The organism is Pantoea sp. UBA5923 (assembly GCF_002431095.1).
GTDB classification, from domain to species: Bacteria; Pseudomonadota; Gammaproteobacteria; order Enterobacterales; family Enterobacteriaceae; genus Pantoea; species Pantoea piersonii.
The window spans coordinates 88,948-111,276 of the sequence record NZ_DJDN01000029.1; the positions used below are offsets into that span (position 1 = coordinate 88,948).

Below are 22,329 nucleotides of genomic sequence, written 5' to 3' on the forward strand. Positions count from 1 at the left end.
GATCTTCGTCCGCCACCAGCTCATCCAGATGCTTGCTGACATACTCCGCATCAATGGTGATGGAGTCGCCATGGCGATCGCTGGCGTCATAGGAGATATCTTCCATCAGACGCTCCAGCACAGTATGCAGACGACGCGCACCGATATTTTCGGTGGTTTCGTTTACCTGCCATGCCGCTTCGGCGATGCGGCGAATACCATCCTCGGTAAACTCGACGTTAACGCCTTCGGTACCCATCAGCGCTTTGTACTGTACGGTTACAGAGGCGTTCGGCTCGGTAAGGATGCGCTCGAAGTCGTTCACGGTCAGCGCCTGCAGCTCAACGCGGATCGGCAGACGGCCCTGCAGCTCCGGGATCAGATCTGACGGGCTGGCGACCTGGAACGCGCCTGACGCGATAAACAGAATGTGATCGGTTTTTACCATGCCGTGTTTGGTCGAAACGGTGCAACCCTCCACCAGCGGCAGCAGATCGCGCTGTACGCCTTCGCGTGACACGTCCGGGCCGGATGACTGGCCGCGCTTACAGATTTTGTCGATCTCGTCGATAAACACGATACCGTGCTGCTCTACCGCCTCGATTGCGTCCTGCTTCAGCTCTTCCGGATTAACCAGCTTGGCCGCTTCTTCTTCGATAAGCAGCTTCATCGCGTCTTTGATTTTCAGCTTACGCGGTTTCTGCTTCTGGCCGCCCAGATTCTGGAACATCGACTGAAGCTGGTTGGTCATCTCTTCCATGCCGGGAGGCGCCATGATCTCGACGCCGGCCGGAGCGGCCGCAAGGTCAATCTCGATCTCTTTATCGTCCAGCTGGCCTTCGCGCAGCTTTTTGCGGAACGACTGGCGCGCGGCTGAAGGCTCGCTGCTCTGCTCCGGCTGGCCCCAGTTGTTCTTGGCCGGCGGGATCAGCACGTCGAGAATGCGCTCTTCTGCCATCTCTTCGGCGCGGTATTTGTTTTTTTCAATCGCCTGACTGCGCACCATTTTTACCGCGGCGTCGGTCAGGTCGCGAATAATGGAGTCCACCTCTTTACCGACGTAGCCGACTTCGGTGAATTTCGTGGCTTCCACTTTGATGAAAGGCGCGTTGGCGAGTTTAGCCAGGCGACGGGCAATTTCGGTTTTACCGACGCCGGTCGGGCCGATCATCAGGATATTTTTCGGCGTCACTTCATGGCGCAGCTCTTCGTCGAGCTGCATACGACGCCAGCGGTTGCGCAGCGCGATGGCAACTGCACGTTTTGCGCCGTCCTGGCCGATAATAAAGCGATTCAGTTCGCTGACGATTTCGCGTGGAGTCATCTCAGACATGTTTAATCCTTACGCCCTGGCCGGCAGTTCTTCGAAGTTAACATTGTGGTTGGTGTAGATGCAGATGTCGCCCGCGATATCTAATGATTTCGCGACGATATCATGCGCGCTCAGCTCGGTATTCTCCAGCAGCGCACGCGCTGCTGCCTGAGCGAAGGGGCCACCGGAACCAATGGCGATCAGATCGTTTTCTGGCTGGATAACGTCGCCGTTGCCGCTGATGATCAGCGAGGCGTTTTCATCGGCAACCGCCAGCAGCGCTTCAAGGCGACGCAGCATGCGATCGGTACGCCAGTCTTTCGCCAGCTCAACGGCAGCTTTCACCAGGTGACCCTGATGCATTTCCAGTTTACGTTCGAAGAGTTCAAAGAGCGTGAAGGCATCTGCAGTGCCGCCAGCGAAACCGGCAATTACTTTATCGTTGTAAAGACGACGCACTTTTTTAACGTTGCCTTTCATAACGGTATTGCCGAGAGTTGCCTGGCCATCACCGCCGATCACGACTCGTCCGTTGCGTCGTACGCTTACTATTGTTGTCACGGGCAGACCCCTTGTTGCAGTAGAAAAAAAGCGCCGCGCGGCAAGGCGCGGCGCATCATGCAACCAGATATGGGGCGGGTTTGGCGGGTTTCAACCCCCGACGGCGAGCGGAATACAGTTTGAATGGCCGTTGCCGCGCAGCCGCTTCAGCGTGCTGTCGGCGCTGCTGCGATCTTTAAAGAGACCTATCACCACGCGGTTCCAGCCGCCGCCGGTAGTAATGCGGCTTTCGAACCCTTCAAACGCCAGACCGGCGCGAACCGACTCCGCCTGGTCGGTGCCTTTGAACGAGCCGCACTGCACCATCCAGCGCTGCGAAGAGGCCGGTTTTTCCGCCGCTTTCTTCGCTGTTTCCTGCGCAGGCTCGCGCGTGACGGGAGCAGGCTGCTGCTGTTGCGTCTGACGCGGTTGCGGCGTCGCGCGCGCGCTCGGCTGCTGCGTCTGATGCGTTGTCTGCGGCTGATGCGCCGGCTGGTTCTGCTGCGTGATTTGCGGCTGACGCGCCGGCTGGCTCTGCTGCGTAGTTTGCTGCGTCTGCTGCTGGCGCGACTGCATCTGAAGCTGCTGCTGGCGTTGCAGCGTCTGCTGCCGCTGCGCCGGGGTCTGTTCATTCCACGGCACTTCATTCAACTGCGTCGGCGACTGACGCATATCCGCCTGCATCTGCTCCAGCAGCTGGCGCTGTTCGTCGGTAAGCTGCGTGTGCGACTGGATCTCGCCGCCTGCCGACGGTTCGGTCGGCGTCGGCACCGTGACCTGACGATTCTCCAGCTCTTTAATATATTTCCAGCGCTCTTCAGGCTTCGGCGGCAGACCGTTGCCGTTGGCTTTATGATCCGGGATCACCGGCACATCTTCTTTTTTATGATGCGCAAGGAACCATAAACCACCGGCAAAGGTCACCAGCACCGCGACGGCCAGCCCCACCATGAGTTTGGAAACACCTGAACCGCCTTTGCTTTTCTTTCCACGGCTGGTGTTGCTTTTTTTGCGACGCGTCCCTGTTGAACGCCCGCGGCTTACGTAATCTCTCTGTGCCACTCTCGTTCTGATACCCTTCAAAAAATCGTGCCAACGGGGCGAAAACGCCTTGAAAGACCGCCCGGCAAGGAGTCCGCCATGTTACTCAAGGGTTGGAACTTTGACCAGCAGTGTTCGCCTTAAGAATCTACTGAAAATAACTGAAAATTGCGGCTATTTCTCGCGCTTCTTCTCAGGGGCCGTACTGCCACGCACGGTGAGTTCGGCGTCCAGCAGACGCGAACCGTTATTTACGCGTTTGCCCTGCAGCTCATCCAGCAGCAGCAGCATCGCCTCGCGCCCAATCTGATAGCGCGGCTGCGTCACGGTGGTCAGCGGCGGCTCGCAGTAGCGCGAAAGCTCAATATCATCGAAACCAACGATCGACAGATCCTGCGGCACGCGCAATCCAAGGCGTTTCGCCTGATTCATTGCGCCGAGCGCTATCATATCGCTGTGACAGAACAGCGCGCGCGGCGGCTGCGGAAGGGCCATCAGCTGTTTCAGCGCCTGCGCGCCCGCTTCAAAGCTGAAGTCGCCGCGAACAATATAAGTGGGATCAACGGTCAGGTTGCTGCGGCGCAGCGCCTGAATATAGCCCTGAGTGCGATACTGGCACAGTGGCATATCTTCCGGCCCGGCGATGCAGGCGATCTGGCGATGGCCCAGCTGCAGCAGATGATTGACCGCCTCAAATGCGGCCGTCAGGTTGTCGATATGCACAGTAGGCAGCGCCATCTCCGGGGCAAACTCGTTTGCCATCACCATCGGCGGCAGATTGCGCTGCTCCTCATTGACGGGATCGAACGGGATCTGCGAGCCGAGCAGCACCATGCCGTCGATCTGGCGCGTCAGCAGCAGATCCAGAAAGGTCTTCTCCTGCTGGTTCTGGTGCGCGCAGTCACCAATCAGCACCAGATAACCCTCCTGCGCCGCCGTCACTTCGACGCCGCGAATGATTTCGCTAAAGAAGGGATCGCAGATGTCGGGCACAATCACCAGAATCGTCTGCGTCTCGCCGCGACGCCCGTTGCGCGCCAGCCCGTGTGACGCATAGCCGACAGCGATCACCGCCTGTTCGACTTTTTGTCGCGTCGCCGCCGAGACTTTTTCAGGATTCATCAGCGCGCGCGAGACGGTTGCGGTTGAAACGCCCGCCTTCTCAGCCACATCTTTCATGGTGGCGGTGGACGCTTGAGGATTCTGCTCCAACACTCTACTCCTGACGCATTCAAAGGATAGTTGTGGCCGAAAAAAGCCACGCCGCGCACATTGTTAACGATTGCGCGGCTGGGTTGTTACTTAATTTGCATAAAAATTGTGACTTGTGCGACTTTTTTCGATCTGGCTCGCAGGCTTAGCTCTCGGTGGGATCGATATCGAGCGTCCATTTGACTTTACGTGCGGCGGGCAGCGTCGCGATCAGCGGCAGCGAGCCGTCGAGCAGCTGTTGCAGGCGCTTACGCGAAGCATGCTGCACCAGCAACTGCCAGCGCCAGCGTCCCCCGCGCTTTGGCTGCAAAGCGGGAACCGGACCCATCAGCCACATGGCGTTATCCTTCAGCGGGCTGGCATCCAGCAGGTTGCGCAGCTGCTGCAAAAATTCAGCGGCCTGCTGGTTATCGTGATCCTCGGCGCGAAACAGCGCATGACTGGTCCAGGGCGGCAGCATCACCGACTGGCGCTCCAGCAACGCCTGCTGGGCAAAAGCGAAATAGCCCTGATGCAAGAGCGACTGCAGCAGGGGATGTTCAGGATGGTGGGTTTGTAACAATACTTCGCCCTGTTTGCCGGCGCGGCCGGCGCGACCTGCGACCTGCGTATAGAGCTGCGCGAAGCGCTCTGCGGCGCGGAAATCGGCGGAAAAAAGCGCGCCATCCACGTCCAGCAGTGATACCAGCGTCACGTCCGGGAAATGGTGGCCTTTCGCCAGCATCTGCGTGCCCACCAGAATGCGCGTGCCGCCGCGATGCACATCGGCCAGATGCTGCTCCAGCGCGCCCTTGCGGCTGGTGGTGTCGCGGTCGATACGCGATACCGGCACGCCGGGAAACAGCGTGCCGAGCTGCTGCTCCAGCTGCTCTGTGCCAACGCCGACCGGCAGCAGATGCGTCGAACCACACTGTGGACACTGATTGGGCAGCGGGCGCTGGCTGTCACAGTGGTGGCAGCGTAGCTGGCGCTGCTGCTGATGCAGGGTGTAATAACGCTCGCAGCGCTGGCACTCCGCAATCCAGCCGCAGTCATGGCAGAGCAGCGCGGGGGAATAGCCGCGGCGGTTAAGAAACAGCAATACCTGATTGCCCGCCTGCAGATGCTGGCGCATTTTGCCGATCAGCGCGGGCGCCAGGCCGCCGATAAGCTGCTGGCCTTTGAGATCCACCAGCTGCTGCAGCGCTGGCTTCGCGTTTCCGGCGCGTTTTGTCAGGTCGAGCTGGCGATATTTGCCGCTGCGTACGTTGTGCAGCGTCTCCAGCGCGGGCGTCGCTGAGCCCATTACAATCGGGATATTCTCTTCGCGCGCGCGGAACACCGCCAGGTCGCGCGCCTGATAGCGCCAGCCTTCCTGCTGTTTATAGGAGCTGTCGTGCTCCTCATCAATAATGATCACGCCCGGACGCGCCAGTGGGGTAAAAAGCGCCGACCGCGTGCCGATGATAATGGCGTTTTCGCCCTGGCGCGCGCGCAGCCAGACGGCGAGGCGCTCGCTGTCGTTCAGGGCGGAGTGCAGCACGTCTACGGGAGCGTCGAAGCGCTCGCGGAAGCGGGCGATGGTTTGCGGCGTCAGGCCGATCTCCGGCACCAGTACCAGCGCCTGCTTGCCGCGCGCCAGCACATTCTCCAGCACGCTGAGATAGACTTCGGTTTTACCAGAACCGGTAATGCCGGCCAGCAGCCAGGCGGCATAGTGCTCATCCTCGCTGCGGATTGCGCCGACCGCCATCGCCTGGTCGGTATTGAGGCGCAAACGCTCGCCTTTCACCGCATAGCGCTCACGCCAGTCCAGCCGCTGCGGCTGGTGTTCGCGCAGATCGCACAATCCTTTAGCGCGCAGCGCCTGGAAGGCCGTTTCGGTCAGATCCTGTTCGGTGACCTGATGACGATAGAGCGGCTGATTGCGCAGCGCCGCCAGTGCCTGCTGCTGTTTCGGCGCGCGCTTCAGGCTTTCCGGCGCGGTCGCCTGGCCCTGTTCAGTGATGACCCATTGCCACAGCGGCGCCTCCTGCGCGGGTTTGCCCTGGCGCAGCAGCACCGGCAGCGCATGGCTCAGCACCTCGCCGACGGGTGAGTGATAGTAGCCCGCCGACCAGTTAAGCAGCCGCCATAGCGAAGGAGGATAGAGTGATTCGCCGTCCAGCACCTCGGCGACGCGTTTAAGCTGCGCTTCCGGCAGGTCGCTCTGTTCGCGAAAGCCCACCACGATGCCGACCATTTTACGGTTGCCGAACGGCACGCTGACGCGTCCGCCTATTACCGGCTGCGCGCCGTGTGGCGGCAGATAGTCAAACAGACGAGGTAGCGGAACGGGCAGGGCAACCTGAACGACGGGCATAGCGATCTTTTTCCGGTTCAACGATTCATAGCGGGATGCCTAGTGTACACGCTGGCGCGACCAGCGGGTATCTTGCAGAAGATTTGCTAAAAGCGGTTATTTTCTGTATAGTATGCCGCCTTTGGTGAGAAAGCTCTCGCCAGAGCCTAAACATTAATGTTCAACCGCGTGTGGTGCTGTGCAGGTTTTAGCCTGGCACGGAGAGCGACACGGCCTTTTATGAGGTTCTCCCATGAAACAAGGTATTCACCCGAAATACGAAGCTGTGACCATCACCTGCACCTGCGGTAACGTGATTCACACTCGCTCTACTATGGCTCACGACTTAAACCTGGACGTATGTGGTAAATGCCACCCGTTCTACACCGGCAAGCAGCGTGAAGTTGCAACTGGTGGCCGTGTTGACCGCTTCAACAAGCGTTTCAGCGTGCCAGGCGCGAAAAAATAAGATTAAACGGCATTCGAACCTTTCGGGTTCGACGGCAAGAAAAAACCCAGCTCAGGCTGGGTTTTTTTATATCTGGCGAATCAGTATTCCCAGGTATCGGGATCGATGCCCATCTCGCGCATGATCTTTTTCGCTTCTTCCGGGATCTCATCGCTGCGCTCTTTGCGCAAATCAACGTCATCCGGCAACGGTTGTCCGGTAAAGGCGTGTAAAAAGGCTTCGCACAGCAGTTCGCTGTTTGTGGCGTGACGCAGATTATTTACCTGACGACGGGTACGCTCATCCGTTAAAATTTTCAGCACGCTCAACGGGATAGAAACTGTGATCTTCTTAACCTGCTCACTCTTCTTACCGTGTTCAGCGTAGGGGCTGATATATTCGCCGTTCCATTCAGCCATGGGTTACCTTAATCAATAAAAGTTAAAAGTGGGGAAATCCGTGGATTATGCCCGATTTTACCGTACCTGACCTCTTGAACTGCGGGGTTTCTTCATCCTGGCCGCAAAAACGGACGCAAAACGCAGGCAATGAAGGGTAATTTTAGCGGTTTATAGCTTTCTGCTCAATCTATACGCAAAGACATTTAGATGTCCAGATGTATTGACGTCCAATTATGGAATGTTATCCTGATGCCTCTTTATTACTCTTTTCAGGAACACAAGCACCATGACGCGTAAACAGGCAACCATCGCAGTCCGCAGCGGTTTGAATGATGACGAGCAATATGGCTGCGTTGTCCCGCCGATTCATCTCTCCAGCACCTATAACTTCCTTGATTTCAACGAGCCGCGCGCCCATGACTATTCGCGTCGCGGCAACCCAACGCGTGATGTGGTGCAGCGCGCGCTGGCGGAGCTGGAGGGCGGAGCGGGCGCGGTGCTGACCAATACCGGCATGTCGGCGATCCATCTGGTAACGACGGTGTTCCTGAAACCGGGCGATCTGCTGGTCGCTCCGCACGACTGCTATGGCGGCAGCTATCGCCTGTTCGACAGCCTGGCGAAGCGCGGCGCCTATCGCGTGAAGTTTGTCGATCAGGGCGACCGCGCGGCGCTGGATGCGGCGCTGGCGGAAAAACCGAAGCTGGTGCTGGTGGAAAGCCCGAGCAATCCGCTGCTGCGCGTGGTGGATATCGCCGCTATCTGCGAGGCGGCGCGCGCTGCGGGAGCTGTCAGCGTGGTCGACAATACCTTCCTGAGTCCGGCGCTGCAAAATCCGCTGGCGCTGGGCGCGGACCTGGTGATCCACTCCTGTACCAAATACCTGAATGGCCACTCCGACGTGGTGGCGGGCGCGGTGATTGCCAAAGATCCGGCGCTGGTAACAGAACTGGCCTGGTGGGCGAACAATATCGGCGTTACCGGCGCGGCCTTCGACAGTTATCTGCTGTTGCGCGGTCTGCGCACGCTGGCGCCGCGTATGGCGGCGGCGCAACGCAACGCGCTGGCAATTGTGAGCTATCTGCAACAGCAGCCGCTGGTGAAAAAGCTGTATCATCCTTCTCTGCCGGAAAACGCCGGACACGAACACGCGGCACGTCAGCAGCGCGGCTTCGGCGCGATGCTGAGTTTTGAACTGGACGGTGACGAAGCGCTGCTGCGTCGCTTCCTGAAAGCGCTGCAGCTGTTTACGCTGGCGGAATCGCTGGGCGGCGTAGAAAGCCTGATTTCCCACACCGCGACCATGACGCACGCCGGCATGTCGGCGGAAGCGCGCGCGGCAGCAGGCATTTCCGAAACCTTGCTGCGTGTCTCTGTGGGCATTGAGGATCATGAAGATTTAATCGCCGATCTGGATAATGCATTCCGGACGGCATCCGAGGGTTAAAAATGACGATTTCAGCCGGCGCGGCAACGCCGAGTATTAAGCAGCTGCACAAGTTTGGCGGCAGCAGCCTGGCCGATGCGCGCTGTTACCAGCGCGTCGCCAGCATCATGGCGGATTACAGCCAGCCGGGCGATTTAATGGTGGTCTCGGCGGCGGGTTCGACGACCAACCAGCTGATCAGCTGGCTGAAGCTCAGCCAGAGCGATCGCCTTGCCGCGCATCAGGTGCAACAGGCTTTACGGCGTTATCACAGCGAGCTGATCGCCGGGCTGTTGCCTGCTGAATATGCTGAACCGCTGATAGCGAGCTTTATCCGCGATCTGGAAAAACTTGCCGCGATGCTGGATGGCGCGATCACCGACGCGGTATACGCCGAAGTGGTCGGACACGGAGAAGTGTGGTCGGCGCGCCTGATGGCGGCGGTGCTGAGCCAGCGCGACATCGACGCCTGTTGGCTGGACGCGCGCGACTTCCTGCGTGCGGAGCGCGCCGCGCAGCCGCAGGTGGATGAAGGCAAATCCTGGCCGCTGCTGCAAACGCTGCTGGCGCAACATCCGCACCAGCGTATCGTGGTAACCGGCTTTATCAGCCGCAACGACGCGGGCGAAACTGTTCTGCTGGGGCGTAACGGTTCCGACTACTCCGCCACGCAGATCGGCGCGCTGGCGGGCGTCAGCCGCGTCACAATCTGGAGCGACGTCGCCGGTGTTTACAGCGCCGATCCGCGCAAAGTCTCCGACGCCTGCCTGCTGCCGCTGCTGCGCCTCGACGAAGCCAGCGAGCTGGCGCGCCTCGCCGCGCCGGTGCTGCATACGCGTACGCTACAGCCGGTCTCCGGCAGCGATATCGATCTTCAGCTGCGCTGCAGCTACCAGCCGGAGCAGGGCTCGACGCGTATCGAACGCGTGCTGGCTTCCGGTACCGGCGCGCGCATCGTCACCAGCCATGACGATGTCTGCCTGATTGAAGTTCAGGTGCCGGATCAACACGATTTCGCAGCGCTGCACAAAGAGGTTGAGCTGCACCTCAAGCGTGCGCAGCTGCGTCCGCTGGCGACCGGAGTACATCCGGATCGTCAGCTACTGCAGCTCTGCTATACCGCCGAAGTGGTTCACAGCGTGTTTCAGCTGCTGCAGGATGCGGGACTGCCTGCGCATCTGCAGCTACGCGAAGGGCTGGCGCTGGTGGCGCTGGTCGGCGCGGGCGTTACGCGCAATCCGCTGCACAGCCACCGCTTCTGGCAGGAGATTCAGGATCAGCCGGTCGAGTTTGTCTGGCAATCGGAAGACCACATCAGCCTGGTGGCGGTGCTGCGCGTCGGACCGACGCAGTCGCTGGTTCAGGGCCTGCATCAGTCGCTGTTCCGCGCGGAAAAGCGTATCGGCCTGATGCTGTTCGGCAAAGGTAACATCGGCTCGCGCTGGCTGGAGCTGTTTGCGCGCGAGCAGGAAGCGCTCTCGGCGCGCACCGGTTTTGAGTATGTGCTGGCGGGCGTGGCGGACAGCCAGCGCAGCCTGCTGAGCTATGAAGGACTCGACGCCAGCCGCGCGCTCGCCTTTTTTGATGACGAAGCGGAGGCGCGTGACGAAGAGTCGCTGTTCCTGTGGATGCGCGCGCATCCGTTCGACGATCTGGTGGTGCTTGACGTCACCGCCAGCACGCCGCTGGCGCAGCAGTATCTCGACTTCGCCAGCCATGGCTTCCACGTTATCAGCGCGAATAAGGTTGCGGGCGCGTCTGACAGCCAGACCTGGCGGCAGATCCGCGACGCCTTTACCAAAACCGGCCGGCACTGGCTCTATAACGCCACGGTCGGTGCAGGGTTGCCTGTTAACTACACGGTGCGCGATCTGCGCGACAGCGGCGACACTATTTTAGCTATCAGCGGCATCTTTTCCGGCACGCTCTCCTGGCTGTTCCTGCAGTTCGACGGCACTGTGCCCTTTACCGAGCTGGTGGACCAGGCGTGGCAGCAGGGCTTAACTGAACCCGATCCGCGCGTTGACCTGTCGGGTCAGGACGTGAAGCGCAAGCTGGTGATCCTGGCGCGTGAGGCGGGCTACAACATCGAGCCGGATCAGGTGCGCGTCGAGTCGCTGGTGCCGGCGGGCTGTGAAGAAGGGTCTATCGACGACTTCTTCGAGCATGGCGAAGCGCTTAACGAGCAGATGCTACAGCGTCTGCAAGCCGCGCAGGAGATGGGGTTGGTGCTGCGCTACGTGGCGCGTTTCGATGCCAGTGGCAAAGCGCGCGTCGGCGTTGAAGCGGTGCGCCCGGAGCATCCGCTTGCGGCGCTGTTGCCGTGTGATAACGTCTTCGCTATTGAAAGCCGCTGGTATCGCGATAACCCGCTGGTGATCCGCGGTCCTGGCGCGGGGCGGGACGTTACGGCGGGTGCCATTCAGTCCGATCTACATCGACTCGCTCAGCTGCTGTAACGGCTTCAGAATGCCTTACGTCGCCTGAGAGCAGATAAAGCGCAATAAAGCGTCTCGCGTAAAGGAATGCGCGAGACGAGCTTTTTAAATTATCGCGTCAGGATTTCTGCTTTCTGCGATAAAGCGCTGACTGTCAAAGACTCTTCTCTTTTCTGTATGAATTTCCCTCACCTGGTTTGAATATTTGTCACGCCTCGTTAGCACTTTTTTGTTGACGCCTTCATGAGATTCGTTCATTTTGTGCATCTGGACGTCTAAACGTATGGATGTTCGCAGGCAGCAAATTAACCCGACGTTTTTGATGAGGTAAGCAGGATGAGTTTCTTTCATGCCAACCAGCGCGAAGCGCTGAATCAGAGCCTGGCAGAGCTGAACGGGCAGATTAATGTCTCATTCGAGTTTTTTCCGCCCCGTACCAGCGAAATGGAAGAAACGCTGTGGCACTCCATCGATCGTCTGAGCAGCCTGAAGCCGAAATTTGTCTCCGTTACCTACGGCGCGAACTCCGGCGAACGCGACCGCACCCACAGCATTATTAAAGGCATTAAGGATCGCACCGGGCTGGAAGCCGCGCCGCATCTGACCTGTATCGACGCCACGCGCGCAGAGCTGCGCGCCATTGCGGAAGATTACTGGAACAGCGGAATTCGCCATATCGTGGCGCTGCGCGGCGATTTGCCTGCGGGCGGCGGCAAACCGGATATGTATGCCTGCGATCTGGTTTCCCTGCTGAAAGAGGTGGGCGACTTTGATATTTCTGTGGCCGCCTACCCGGAAGTGCATCCTGAAGCGAAAAGCGCGCAGGCCGATCTGATCAACCTGAAACGTAAAATCGATGCGGGTGCTAACCGCGCCATCACGCAGTTCTTTTTTGATGTAGAGAGCTATCTGCGCTTCCGCGACCGCTGCGTCGCCACCGGCATTGACGTAGAGATCGTGCCGGGGATTTTGCCGGTATCGAACTTCAAACAGCTAACGCGCTTCGCCACTATGACCAACGTGCGCGTGCCGGGCTGGATGAACGCGATGTTTGACGGGCTGGATGACGATGCGGAGACACGCAAAATGGTCGGCGCGAATATCGCTATGGACATGGTAAAAATCCTGTCGCGCGAAGGGGTGAAGGACTTCCACTTCTATACGCTGAACCGCGCGGAGATGAGCTACGCCATTTGCCATACGCTGGGCGTACGACCGGTTATCGCTGCGTAATTTCTGCTATCTGGCGGGGCAGCCGCGCGCTGCCCCGTTAACCTTTAAAATACCACCGCCTGACCATCCTTTCTGCTCTCTGTCGCTGCGATATAGAACCCCTGCGGGTCGCGCACAATCGCCTGCGCGCCGCCGAAATTATACCCTTGCAGCGGATCCTCCAGCGTCACCTGATGGCCCAGCCGCCGCAGCGCCGCCAGCGTATTGCGCTCAAGTGAGGCCTCAAACACGACGTGACGACCCTGCACTACGCGCCAGCGCGGCGCGTCGATTGCCGCCTGCGGATTCTGTTTGTGCAGCATGATGCGCAGCGCCAGCTGGAGATGGCCCTGCGCCTGCATCGGACCGCCCATAACGCCAAATGACATCAGCGGCGCGCCCTGAGCGTCGAGCGCGAAAGCCGGGATAATAGTATGAAAAGGGCGCTTGCCGCCCGCCACCACGTTGGGATGCGCAGGATCAAGCGAAAAGCCCGCTCCGCGATTCTGCAAACTGATGCCGGTTTCAGGCACGACCACGCCAGATCCAAAGCCCATAAAGTTTGACTGAATAAAAGAGACCATCATGCCGCTGGCGTCGGCTGTGCTGAGGTAGACGGTGCCGCTCTGCTGCGGCGCGCCGAAGGTGAAGTCGCCTGCGCGTTCAGGATCGATCAGCGCCGCGCGCTGGCGCAAATAGCTTTCGCTGAGCAGCCGCTGCGCCGGAAACTCCAGATGATCTTCGTCGCTGACGTAACGCTCCAGATCCACCAGCGCCAGCTTCATCGCCTCAATAGAAAGATGCAGCCAGGGAACGGAATCGGGCGGGTAGCGGTCGATATCAAGCTGCTCAAGAATGCCCAGCGCAATCAGCGTGGCGATCCCCTGGCCGTTAGGCGGCAGCTCCTGCACCGAGCCGCCGGCAAACGGCTGCGACAGCACATCTACCCAGGTGGCTCGATGCCTGTTGAGATCCTCCAGCGTCAGCGCGGCGTTGTGCTGACGGGCGAAGGCAGCGATTTTTTCCGCCAGCTCGCCGCGATAAAAGCTCTCTCCATTGCTTTCAGCGATCTTTTGCAGCGTGTCGGCCAGCGCCGGGTTGCGGAACAGTTCACCAACGCCCGGCGGTCGGCCATCTGGCGCAAAGCAGGCGCTGAAGCCGGGCTGGTGCTGAAGCTTGTCGAAGCCGCGCTGCCATAGCTCGGCAATGAGCGGCGAGACGGGAAAGCCGTTCCGCGCGTAGTCGATAGCGGGCTGCGCCAGCGTGGTCAGCGGCAGCGTGCCGAAGCGCTCCGCCAGCGCGACCCATGCCGACACTGCGCCCGGCACAGTCACTGCTTCCCAGCCTGTCTCTGGCATGCGGTCGCGGCCGGCAAAACGGTCAGGGCACCAGGCGGCTGGCGCGCGTCCTGAGGCGTTCAGACCATGCAGCTGGCTGCCGTCCCAGACGATAGCGAAGGCGTCGCTTCCTGCGCCGTTGCCGGTCGGCTCCAGCACCGTCAGCGCCATCGCGGTGGCGATCGCCGCGTCTACTGCGTTTCCGCCTTGCAGCAACATGCGCAAGCCAGCCTGCGACGCCAGCGGCTGAGAAGTGGCGACAGCATTGCGGCCCATAACAGGAACGCGATGCGACGGGTAGCTGGCGTGAAAATCGAATTCAGAACGCATGTCTCATTCCTTATCAGAGTGCAGCTGCGCCATAACGATGCGCTGATGTGGTGCAACTTATTTTCTGTCGCAAGCGGGGGTGAGGTGAAACAAGAAAAAATCATGGGCTTTGCACGTTGGCGCGAATTTTGCCTGCTTTTTAGGCAAACCAGGTTACAGTAGCAGTGTAAACGTTGTGCACTTTTTGCAATTTTTGCGCTTTTTTTAAGCGAGGCGCGACGGGTTTGCCTTTTGTGATCAAAGGCTTGTTTTGCTTATAGCAAAAACAACAGTTTTGGCTAAAAAAATAATCAATATTCACGCAGCAAAACGTCAGGTCTCTATCCATACTTAGAATCCCGGCGAAATGATGCATTGTGCTGACACGTTTTCAGGCGGTGCGAATCAGGCTGTGTCCCGTAAGGGTTTCACTAACGATAACCATAAACCCTTGCGGGATACAGCCTGCAAAGATCGGTGTGTAAACCATTTGGTTTTTACCTCTACTTTCACGTGATTCATAGTGAGTTTTAAGGAGTTCTCTATGGAAGTAAAAGATCCCGTTTTTGAATTGCTCAGCAGCCTTGAGCAGATTGTACTGACACGTGATGCAACACCTGCCACAACTGAAATTCAGCTTCAGCCCGCCATGCCAGAGCCGCAACGCCTGCGTGAATTAACCGGTATGAAAGTAGATGAATTTGCCAAAGTGATGGGCGTCAGCGTCTCTTCAGTCAAAAGCTGGGAAGCGCGCCGTACACGCCCCTCCGCGACGGCGCAGAAACTGATGAAATTGTTGCATGCCAATCCCTATCTTGGACGGCAGTTGCTGGACTAAAAAAAAGAAAAAAGAGAACCCGCCAGCGGCGGGTTTTTTTTTAACTCAGACTGCGGTATTTCGCCGCCTGCTTAACGAACCAGCTCTCCGGCACGCTATAGGGCGGCTGACCAAGCTGTGCAATTCCCTGTTCGATAATAGCGCTTGCCTGGCGCCATAGCTGCGCGTCGCCCTGCTTCAACAGTTCGATCTGAACGCGTTTTTCCACCAGATAAACGCGCGCGAAATGGGGATCGAAACGTACGATGGCGCGCGTATTATCGATAATATCGGCCAGCTTGACGGTTTGCGCCTCGGGCGAGGCGTCGGCGGTATGACGAAAATGCGCCAGCTTGCGCGCGGCGCGGTTTTTCGCCTGCGGCTGAGCGCTGTCGGTAAGCATTTCCACCAGCTGCGCGACGCGCGAACCAAAGTGTGATTCAATATCGGCAAGCGTAGTCTCTGTATCCTCTACCGTATCGTGTAGCCAGGCTGTCGCCAGCAGTTCGTCGTCTGCGCTGACGCTGCGCACCAGTTCTACAACAGCGGCGGGGTGTACGATATAGGGTTCGTCGGTATATTTACGCCGTTGACCGGCTGCCGCGTGCGCGCGTGTCGCATAGCGTCGCGCCTGCTCTTCCAGAGATTCCATCATGCAAAAGCCCTCCTGGTAAAAAGTTGCTTGCAATTATCTAGCGCGCTACTTATATTCATTGACATGAACAGTAAACAAAATGACAAAAAAGTGAAGGCGTCGCCACTGTTGGTCAATCAACAGCTCTGCTTCGCGCTCTATTCCGCCAACCTGGCGATGAATAAAGTCTATCGACAACTGCTGTCGCAGCTCGACATTACCTATCCGCAATATCTGGTGATGCTGGTGCTCTGGGCGCAGGACGATCTCACCGTGTCTGAAATCGGCGAGCAGCTATTTCTTGACTCCGCCACGCTGACACCTTTGCTGAAGCGTCTGGAAAGCGCAGGGTTGATTAACCGTCAGCGTTCGCGTCAGGATGAACGCCAGGTGGTGGTCACGCTGACAGAGCAGGGCCGCGCGCTGCAAAGTCAGGCGAGTGCGATACCAGAAGCGGTCCAGTGCGCGACCGCCTGTGATAGCGACACGCTGATGGCGCTGAAAGACGGACTCGATTTGCTGCGCGACAATCTTAACCAGTCGCGCTAAAGATTTACCGGGCGTTCGCGCCCGTCGAAACACCTGCTACACTTTTATTAATCGCGTACGATTAAATCGTTTAATACAGAGAGGAAGTTATGTCTTTAGAGAAAGTTGTTTATACCGCAAAAGCCAAAGCCACCGGCGGCCGTGATGGTCGTGCAACCTCTTCTGACGGCGTGCTGGACGTGAAGCTGGGCGTGCCGAAAGAGATGGGCGGCGCAGGCGGTGAAGTCACTAACCCAGAGCAGCTGTTCGCTGCCGGTTACTCCGCCTGTTTCCTCGGTGCGATGAAGTTCGTGGCAGGCCGCGATAAAATCGCCATGCCAAAAGATGCCTGGATCGAAGGCGAAGTCGGTATCGGTCCGATCCCGGACGGTTTCGGCATCGAAGCCAAACTGAATATTCACCTGCCGGAAATGGACGAAGCGGAAGCGCAGAAGCTGGTTGACACCGCGCATATCGTTTGTCCGTACTCTAACGCCACGCGCAATAACATCGACGTGACGCTGAATATTATTCGCTAAGTTATATGGGCCCCTCAGCGGGCCCATTTTTTTGCCTCTCTTCGCATTTTCCCCCTTATCTCGCCCTCTTTTCTGGCCTGGCTGGTTAATTTATGTTCTACTGTGCGGCCTCGTGAAAGAGCCGTCCGATCCCGTCAGATTCTTCCTGTTCCCCAGGAAATCGTTATGTCTCTGCGCTAAGCAAGCGAACTCTTACGCGTTCCGATAGTCACAATAGCGTTCAATATCATGCTCCACTCCAGGGAAAACCCTTTAAGATGAATTACATAAAAACCATAACTCAGCAAAAGCTCTCACTGCTGCTGGCGTTATACATCGGCATTCTGCTTAATCTGCCGATCTTTTATCGTCGCTTTGACGGCTTTCTGATCAAATCTACCGTAACAAACTGGCTGACGGCTGTGACTGAAGTGATGGCTATCGTCGTGCTCACTTTTTTCCTGATGCGTCTGCTGTCGCTGGGCGGAAAACGCTTCTATCGGGTGCTTGCTACGCTGCTGGTGCTGATTTCCGTCGCCGCCGCCTATTACATGGCCTTTTTTAACGTAATGATTGGCTACGGCATCGTAGCGTCGGTCATGACGACCGATGTTGATCTGTCGAAAGAGGTGGTCGGCCTGCACTTTGTGTTATGGATGGTCGCCGTTAGCGCGCTGCCGCTGCTGATGATCTGGCGCAACAATCTCAGCCAGACGTTGATTGAGCAGCTGCGTACGCCGGGCCAGCGCCTGAAGCCGACGCTGGTGATGCTGCTGTGTGTCGCGCTGGTATGGCTGCCGATCCGTTATTTCGACAAGCTGCAAAAAGCTAACGAAGAGATTACCAATATCGATCTGCCGAGCTATGGCGGCGTGGTTGCCCACTCTTATCTGCCATCGAACTGGCTGGCCGCGGTAGGGCTGTTCGCCTGGACGCATATCGATGAGACGCTGGACAGCCAGGAACTGCTCGACCCGGCGAAGAAATTTACTTATGTTGCGCCGCCGGGCATCGACGATACCTATGTGGTGTTCGTTATTGGCGAGACTACGCGCTGGGATCATATGGGCATGCTGGGCTACGATCGCGACACTACGCCGAAGCTTTCCAAAGAGAAGAACCTGGTGGCGTTTCGCGGCGAGTCTTGCGATACCTCTACTAAGCTGTCGCTGCGCTGTATGTTTGTGCGCGAGGGCGGCACCGAGGACAGTCCGGGACGCACGCTTAAAGAAAAGAATATTTTTGCCGTGATGAAAGAGCTGGGCTTTTCATCCGAGCTGTTCGCCATGCAGAGCGAAGTGTGGTTTTACGATAATGCGGAAGTGAATAACTTCTCCTTCCGCGAGCAGATTGGCTCAGAGCCGCGCAATGCCGGCAAGTCGGTTGACGATATGCTGCTGGTGCCGGAGCTTAAGGCGTCGCTGGATCGTTATCCACACGGGAAGCATCTGGTGGTGCTGCATACCAAAGGCTCGCACTATCTCTATTCGCAGCGTTATCCGCGCAGTTTCGCCCGCTATCAGCCGGAGTGTATGGGCGTCGATGAGACCTGCAGCAAGGCGCAGCTGATTAACGCTTATGATAACTCGATCCTTTACGTAGACAGCATGCTGGACAGCGTGCTTGATCAGCTGCGCGACAAGAAAGCGATTGTGTTTTATGCCGCAGACCACGGCGAGTCGATCAGTGAAAATATGCATCTTCACGGTACGCCGCGCGAGATGGCGCCGCCAGAGCAGTTCCGCGTGCCGATGATGGTGTGGGCTTCGGACAAGTATCTGGCTGACGCCAATAACCGCGCTAATTTCGAACGTCTGCAGGCGCAGCAGCGCATCGGCAAGACGCATCGTCATGTTGAGCTGTTCGATACTATTCTGGGCTGCCTGGGCTATACCTCTCCGAATGGCGGTATTAAAGCGGCGAACAACTGGTGCCAGGCACCAGCTTCTTCTGGTTCCAGCGCGCTGTGAAGTGCCGGAACTGGCTGAGCGGTGAGGGATTTTACTGACAGGTTGCTTTTCAGGCGATCGCGGCTAAATGGTGAAAAAGCGGTTGACGCTTAGAAACCGGCGCAGTAACATGCGCCCCCATCGGTGAGTGGCGCAGCCTGGTAGCGCACTTCGTTCGGGACGAAGGGGTCGGAGGTTCGAATCCTCTCTCACCGACCAGATTTAAGAAACCTGCTTGAAAAAGCAGGTTTTTTTTCGCATGTAGAAAAGAGGATGAGAACCTCCGAAGGAGGTTTGCGCCGAGCGTAGCGAGACAACGTTGCGCAGCAACGGCCCGAAGGGCGCTTATCGCAGATAAGCGTCATCCTCTCTCACCGACCAGATTTAAGAAACCTGCTTGAAAAAGCAGGTTTTTTTTCGCCTGTAGAAAAGCGCCGCCGTGAATTGCCTGGCAACGCTGTGCGTTGTTTAACACGTCCCTGGCGTTTTATCCCTGATGCGAGACGCTTTGCTTTTTCATCCCGGGCATTCTCTTAATACGCCGCTCGGCTTATCAAAAATAAGCACAATAAAGCCGTTATTCGCATAAGTTTTTATGAGGCATTAGCAGGCGACACAGAGGAATATTGTCGCCTGTTTGCTGAGGTAATATTGCCCTTGTCAGATTCAACTGTCTCTTGCCAGTTTTACTGGAAACCTGTTGAAATAAACCTTTGCCGTCGTTCAGGCCTGATCCATCCAGTTATTCCCGCTTTTAATATGTTATCGCCCGCTGTAACAGGCCCAGATGCTTATTTCGCATCACGTTTTTCTTATGACGTTTTTTATTGTCATGCCGATTTCTTATAGCCATGTACTAGCATTTTCCACTACCTGGACGCGATAACGCACGCTAAATCGTTCAGTTATTCAACATTTATCGGGTAACTGCTTATGTTTTTTAGCGGTGAGAATCACTGTCAATTATCGTCCGAATTAGTGGGATATATGGCCTTGCGGGTAAAAGCGCTGTGCAATATCCGGCAATTAACGACGAAGGCTTTTTTTTACCGTTGCTTGCTATTCCTCACACTCTGTGTAAATAACTCGCGGCTGTATTGACGTTCATTGCAACTGTTGACAAATTGATGCGTCAATAAAGTTGCAGAAGCGGCGTGATCCGGCAGTTTCTACGGCGTCGGAAAACACAACAAGAACCGCTCCGCACTTTCGACCACTTCAGTGGTCTGCCTGAACCGCATAAAAAAAACAGAGGTCGGGCAATACACACAACAACACATCACAATGGAGTAAAAGCATGATCAACTCCCTGGCCAAATCCAGGATGCTGAAGGTCGGTCTGAGCCTGATTGCTATGACCGTCGCCGCAGGTGTTCAGGCAAAAACCCTCGTTTACTGCTCAGAAGGCTCGCCGGAAGGTTTTAACCCGCAGCTGTTCACTTCAGGCACAACCTATGACGCCAGCTCTGTGCCGATCTATAACCGTCTGGTTGAGTTCAAAATCGGCACCACCGAGCTGCAGCCTGGTCTGGCAGAGAAGTGGGATATCAGCGATGACGGCAAAACCTACACGTTCCACCTGCGCAAAGGCGTAAAGTGGCAGACCACCAAAGAGTTTAAGCCATCACGTGAGTTTAACGCCGACGACGTAATCTTCTCTTTCGAGCGTCAGCTGGATAAAAACAACGCCTACCATAGTGTTTCCGGCGGCAGCTACGAATATTTCGAAGGCATGGACATGCCGAAGCTGATCGGCAAAGTCGAGAAAGTTGACGACTACACTGTGCGCTTTACGCTGACGCGTCCAGAAGCGCCGTTCCTGGCTGACCTCGGCATGGACTTCGCATCAATTCTGTCAAAAGAGTATGCAGACAAGATGCAGAAGGCGGGTACGCCGGAGAAGCTGGACCTGAACCCGGTCGGCACCGGCCCGTTCGTGCTGCAGCAGTACCAGAAAGACTCACGCATTCTGTATAAGGCCAACCCGGATTTCTGGGGCACGAAGCCGAAAATCGATCGTCTGGTCTTCTCTATTACCCCGGACGCTTCCGTACGCTACGCCAAGCTGCAGAAGGGCGAGTGCCAGGTGATGCCGTATCCAAACCCGGCCGACATCGCCAGCATGAAGAAAGACACCAACATCAACCTGATGGAACAGCCGGGACTGAACGTTGGCTATCTCTCGTTTAACACCGAGAAGAAGCCGATGGATAACGTCAAGGTGCGTCAGGCGCTGACCATGGCGGTAAACAAACAGGCCATCATTGATGCCGTTTATCAGGGCGCAGGCCAGGCCGCGAAAAACCTGATCCCGCCAACCATGTGGGGCTATAACGACGCGATTCAGGATTACGCTTACGATCCGGCAAAAGCCAAAGCGCTGCTGAAAGAAGCGGGCCTGCCGGATGGCTTCTCTATCGACCTGTGGGCGATGCCGGTTCAGCGTCCTTACAACCCGAACGCGCGCCGTATGGCCGAAATGGTTCAGGCTGACTGGGCGAAGATCGGCGTGAAAGCCAAAATCGTGACCTACGAGTGGGGTGAATACCTGAAGCGCGCGAAAGCGGGCGAACACCAGTCGGTGATGATGGGCTGGACCGGCGACAACGGGGATCCAGACAACTTCTTCGGACCGCTCTACAGCTGTAAATCGACGCAGGGCGGCTCGAACTCCTCGAAGTGGTGCTATCAGCCGTTTGAAAAGCTGATTACCGAGGCGCGCGCCGAGCCGGATCAGGGCAAGCGTACTGCGCTCTATCTGCAGGCGCAGCAGATAATGCATGACCAGATGCCTGCGGTGATGATTGCGCACTCGACTATTTTCGAGCCGGTGCGTAAAGAGGTGAGCGGCTACGATATCGATCCCTTCGGCAAGCACATCTTCTATCCGGTCGATATCAAAGAGTAATTACGCCATTCCAGCAGCGATCTCATTCAGGCGCTGCTGGAGAAAAGAGAGAAAGGGCGACAGCGCCGCGTTGCGCTGCCGCCCTGAAACCCGCTGTAGCTGCAGCGTACGCTGGCTGAGCTGGTCAACGCCCATCTCCCGCAGCACCAGATCGCGCTGCGTTTCGTTGAGCAGGGTAAAGGCGCTGCTGATGGTGATCGCCTCTGGTGTGCTGAGCAGAAAGTGGTAGAGCGTGGCGAAATAGTCGCAGGTCAGCACCGGCTCAATCACGCAGCCGCGCATCTGACAGGCCAGGTCAAACAGCTGACGCACCGTGGTGTTCTGCTCCGGCAGCGCCATCGGATAGGGGCTGAGCGCCTCCAGCGTCACCGGTGCAGGCTGCCGCGCCAGCGGATGATCCTTATGCATCGCCAGCAAGACTGGCGCAGGCCAGGAGCCCATCACTTCCACGCCGCTTTCGGGATGCAGGCTGAACTGCAGCGCCACATCGCATTCTCCGGCGCGTACCCGCTCGGCCACCGCCTGGGAGCCCTCGACCTTGAGCGCGAAGTAAACGCCGGGATTCAGGGCGCGAAATTCCGCCAGCAGGCCGGGCAGCAGGCTGAACGCCATGCCGTCGGTACAGGCGATGCGGATCAGGGTGCGGCGGATCGCCTTCAGCCCTTTAATTTCCGCCAGCGCGTAATCCATATCCAGCATGCTTTGTCGTACCTGACGGGCAAGGATTTCACCTGCCTCATTAAGCACCATGCCGCGCGCATGGCGATCGAACAGCGGCGCGCCCACCTGCGCCTCCAGCCGCTGAATTTGCCGACTGATAGCCGATACCGCCACAAAAAGCTGTTCGCTGGCGGCGCTCAGCGAGCCGCTGTTGGCGACGGCAAGAAAATAACGGATTTCACTGCTCAGCATCACCTGACCTCTGCACCCCGTCGGTGCATGCTTCTTTATCGGGCATTTTAGCTTTGCTTTAAAAGCAAGGCTATATCGATAAATTGAT

At 57.5% G+C, this 22,329-nt stretch carries 18 protein-coding genes, 1 tRNA gene and 1 other RNA gene; 11 read left to right on the top strand and 9 right to left on the bottom strand.

Features of this window, described 5'->3' with window-relative positions; genetic code table 11:
- The 5 genes from hslU to priA all read right to left on the bottom strand — a co-directional run.
- A partial coding sequence (hslU, locus tag B3797_RS07760; protein WP_311790786.1) for an HslU--HslV peptidase ATPase subunit occupies positions 1 to 1,312 on the bottom strand: 1,312 nt, incomplete at its 3' end.
- 9 nt (positions 1,313 to 1,321) lie between these two features.
- Positions 1,322 to 1,852, bottom strand: a complete 531-nt coding sequence (gene hslV / locus B3797_RS07765; RefSeq protein WP_120458028.1) for an ATP-dependent protease subunit HslV — start codon at positions 1,850 to 1,852, stop codon at positions 1,322 to 1,324.
- Positions 1,853 to 1,942: 90 nt separating this feature from the next.
- Positions 1,943 to 2,893 carry a cell division protein FtsN gene (gene ftsN, locus B3797_RS07770; protein ID WP_311790787.1) on the bottom strand — a complete coding sequence of 317 codons (951 nt, stop codon included), beginning with the start codon at positions 2,891 to 2,893 and terminating at the stop codon, positions 1,943 to 1,945.
- A 153-nt stretch (positions 2,894 to 3,046) separates the two neighbouring features.
- A complete protein-coding gene (gene cytR / locus B3797_RS07775; protein WP_311784210.1) occupies positions 3,047 to 4,084 on the bottom strand; it encodes a DNA-binding transcriptional regulator CytR in 1,038 nt (345 codons plus the stop codon).
- 145 nt (positions 4,085 to 4,229) lie between these two features.
- Positions 4,230 to 6,425 (bottom strand): primosomal protein N', encoded by a 2,196-nt coding sequence (priA, locus tag B3797_RS07780; RefSeq protein WP_311790788.1) that lies wholly within the window; start codon positions 6,423 to 6,425, stop codon positions 4,230 to 4,232.
- Positions 6,426 to 6,657: 232 nt separating this feature from the next.
- On the opposite strand from priA, the gene rpmE reads away from it, so the two are divergent.
- On the top strand, positions 6,658 to 6,873 hold the full coding sequence (rpmE, locus tag B3797_RS07785; protein ID WP_311784212.1) for a 50S ribosomal protein L31: 216 nt from the start codon (positions 6,658 to 6,660) through the stop codon (positions 6,871 to 6,873).
- Positions 6,874 to 6,953: 80 nt separating this feature from the next.
- Here rpmE and metJ read toward each other — a convergent pair whose 3' ends face one another.
- Positions 6,954 to 7,271, bottom strand: a complete 318-nt coding sequence (metJ, locus tag B3797_RS07790; RefSeq protein ID WP_081137884.1) for a met regulon transcriptional regulator MetJ — start codon at positions 7,269 to 7,271, stop codon at positions 6,954 to 6,956.
- A 268-nt stretch (positions 7,272 to 7,539) separates the two neighbouring features.
- Between metJ and metB the strand changes: the two genes are divergently transcribed.
- The 3 genes from metB to metF all read left to right on the top strand — a co-directional run bounded on the left by metB (position 7,540) and on the right by metF (position 12,350).
- Positions 7,540 to 8,700, top strand: a complete 1,161-nt coding sequence (gene metB / locus B3797_RS07795; protein WP_311784213.1) for a cystathionine gamma-synthase — start codon at positions 7,540 to 7,542, stop codon at positions 8,698 to 8,700.
- 2 nt (positions 8,701 to 8,702) lie between these two features.
- Positions 8,703 to 11,138, top strand: coding sequence for a bifunctional aspartate kinase/homoserine dehydrogenase II (locus tag B3797_RS07800; protein ID WP_311790789.1), 2,436 nt, complete (start codon positions 8,703 to 8,705; stop codon positions 11,136 to 11,138).
- Positions 11,139 to 11,453: 315 nt separating this feature from the next.
- Entirely contained in the window at positions 11,454 to 12,350 is an 897-nt protein-coding gene (gene metF, locus B3797_RS07805) for a methylenetetrahydrofolate reductase (protein ID WP_120458017.1), read from the top strand.
- A gap of 44 nt (positions 12,351 to 12,394) precedes the next feature.
- Here the strand turns inward: metF and B3797_RS07810 are convergent, their stop codons facing one another.
- The gene (locus B3797_RS07810; protein ID WP_311790790.1) at positions 12,395 to 13,996 is read right to left on the bottom strand and encodes a gamma-glutamyltransferase family protein; all 1,602 of its coding nucleotides are present in this window, start codon (positions 13,994 to 13,996) and stop codon (positions 12,395 to 12,397) included.
- Positions 13,997 to 14,519: 523 nt separating this feature from the next.
- On the opposite strand from B3797_RS07810, the gene B3797_RS07815 reads away from it, so the two are divergent.
- Entirely contained in the window at positions 14,520 to 14,813 is a 294-nt protein-coding gene (locus B3797_RS07815; protein ID WP_033754453.1) for an HTH-type transcriptional regulator, read from the top strand.
- A gap of 40 nt (positions 14,814 to 14,853) precedes the next feature.
- Here the strand turns inward: B3797_RS07815 and B3797_RS07820 are convergent, their stop codons facing one another.
- Entirely contained in the window at positions 14,854 to 15,447 is a 594-nt protein-coding gene (locus B3797_RS07820; protein ID WP_311790791.1) for an HD domain-containing protein, read from the bottom strand.
- A gap of 63 nt (positions 15,448 to 15,510) precedes the next feature.
- Between B3797_RS07820 and B3797_RS07825 the strand changes: the two genes are divergently transcribed.
- From B3797_RS07825 to dppA, 6 genes are all read left to right on the top strand, one after another.
- On the top strand, positions 15,511 to 15,975 hold the full coding sequence (locus B3797_RS07825) for a MarR family transcriptional regulator (protein ID WP_311790792.1): 465 nt from the start codon (positions 15,511 to 15,513) through the stop codon (positions 15,973 to 15,975).
- An 89-nt stretch (positions 15,976 to 16,064) separates the two neighbouring features.
- On the top strand, positions 16,065 to 16,493 hold the full coding sequence (locus B3797_RS07830) for an organic hydroperoxide resistance protein (RefSeq protein ID WP_311790793.1): 429 nt from the start codon (positions 16,065 to 16,067) through the stop codon (positions 16,491 to 16,493).
- 257 nt (positions 16,494 to 16,750) lie between these two features.
- Positions 16,751 to 18,442 carry a kdo(2)-lipid A phosphoethanolamine 7''-transferase gene (eptB, locus tag B3797_RS07835; RefSeq protein WP_311790794.1) on the top strand — a complete coding sequence of 564 codons (1,692 nt, stop codon included), beginning with the start codon at positions 16,751 to 16,753 and terminating at the stop codon, positions 18,440 to 18,442.
- Positions 18,443 to 18,563: 121 nt separating this feature from the next.
- Positions 18,564 to 18,640 (top strand) — tRNA-Pro (locus B3797_RS07840).
- Between the two features lie 33 nt (positions 18,641 to 18,673).
- Positions 18,674 to 18,802, top strand: a non-coding RNA gene (locus B3797_RS07845) — RtT sRNA.
- Between the two features lie 916 nt (positions 18,803 to 19,718).
- Positions 19,719 to 21,329 carry a dipeptide ABC transporter periplasmic-binding protein DppA gene (dppA, locus tag B3797_RS07850; protein WP_311790795.1) on the top strand — a complete coding sequence of 537 codons (1,611 nt, stop codon included), beginning with the start codon at positions 19,719 to 19,721 and terminating at the stop codon, positions 21,327 to 21,329.
- Here dppA and B3797_RS07855 read toward each other — a convergent pair whose 3' ends face one another.
- Complete coding sequence (locus B3797_RS07855) at positions 21,330 to 22,241, bottom strand: LysR family transcriptional regulator (RefSeq protein WP_311790796.1); 912 nt, start codon at positions 22,239 to 22,241, stop codon at positions 21,330 to 21,332. It abuts the gene before it with no gap.
- Between the last annotated feature and the right edge of the window lie 88 nt (positions 22,242 to 22,329).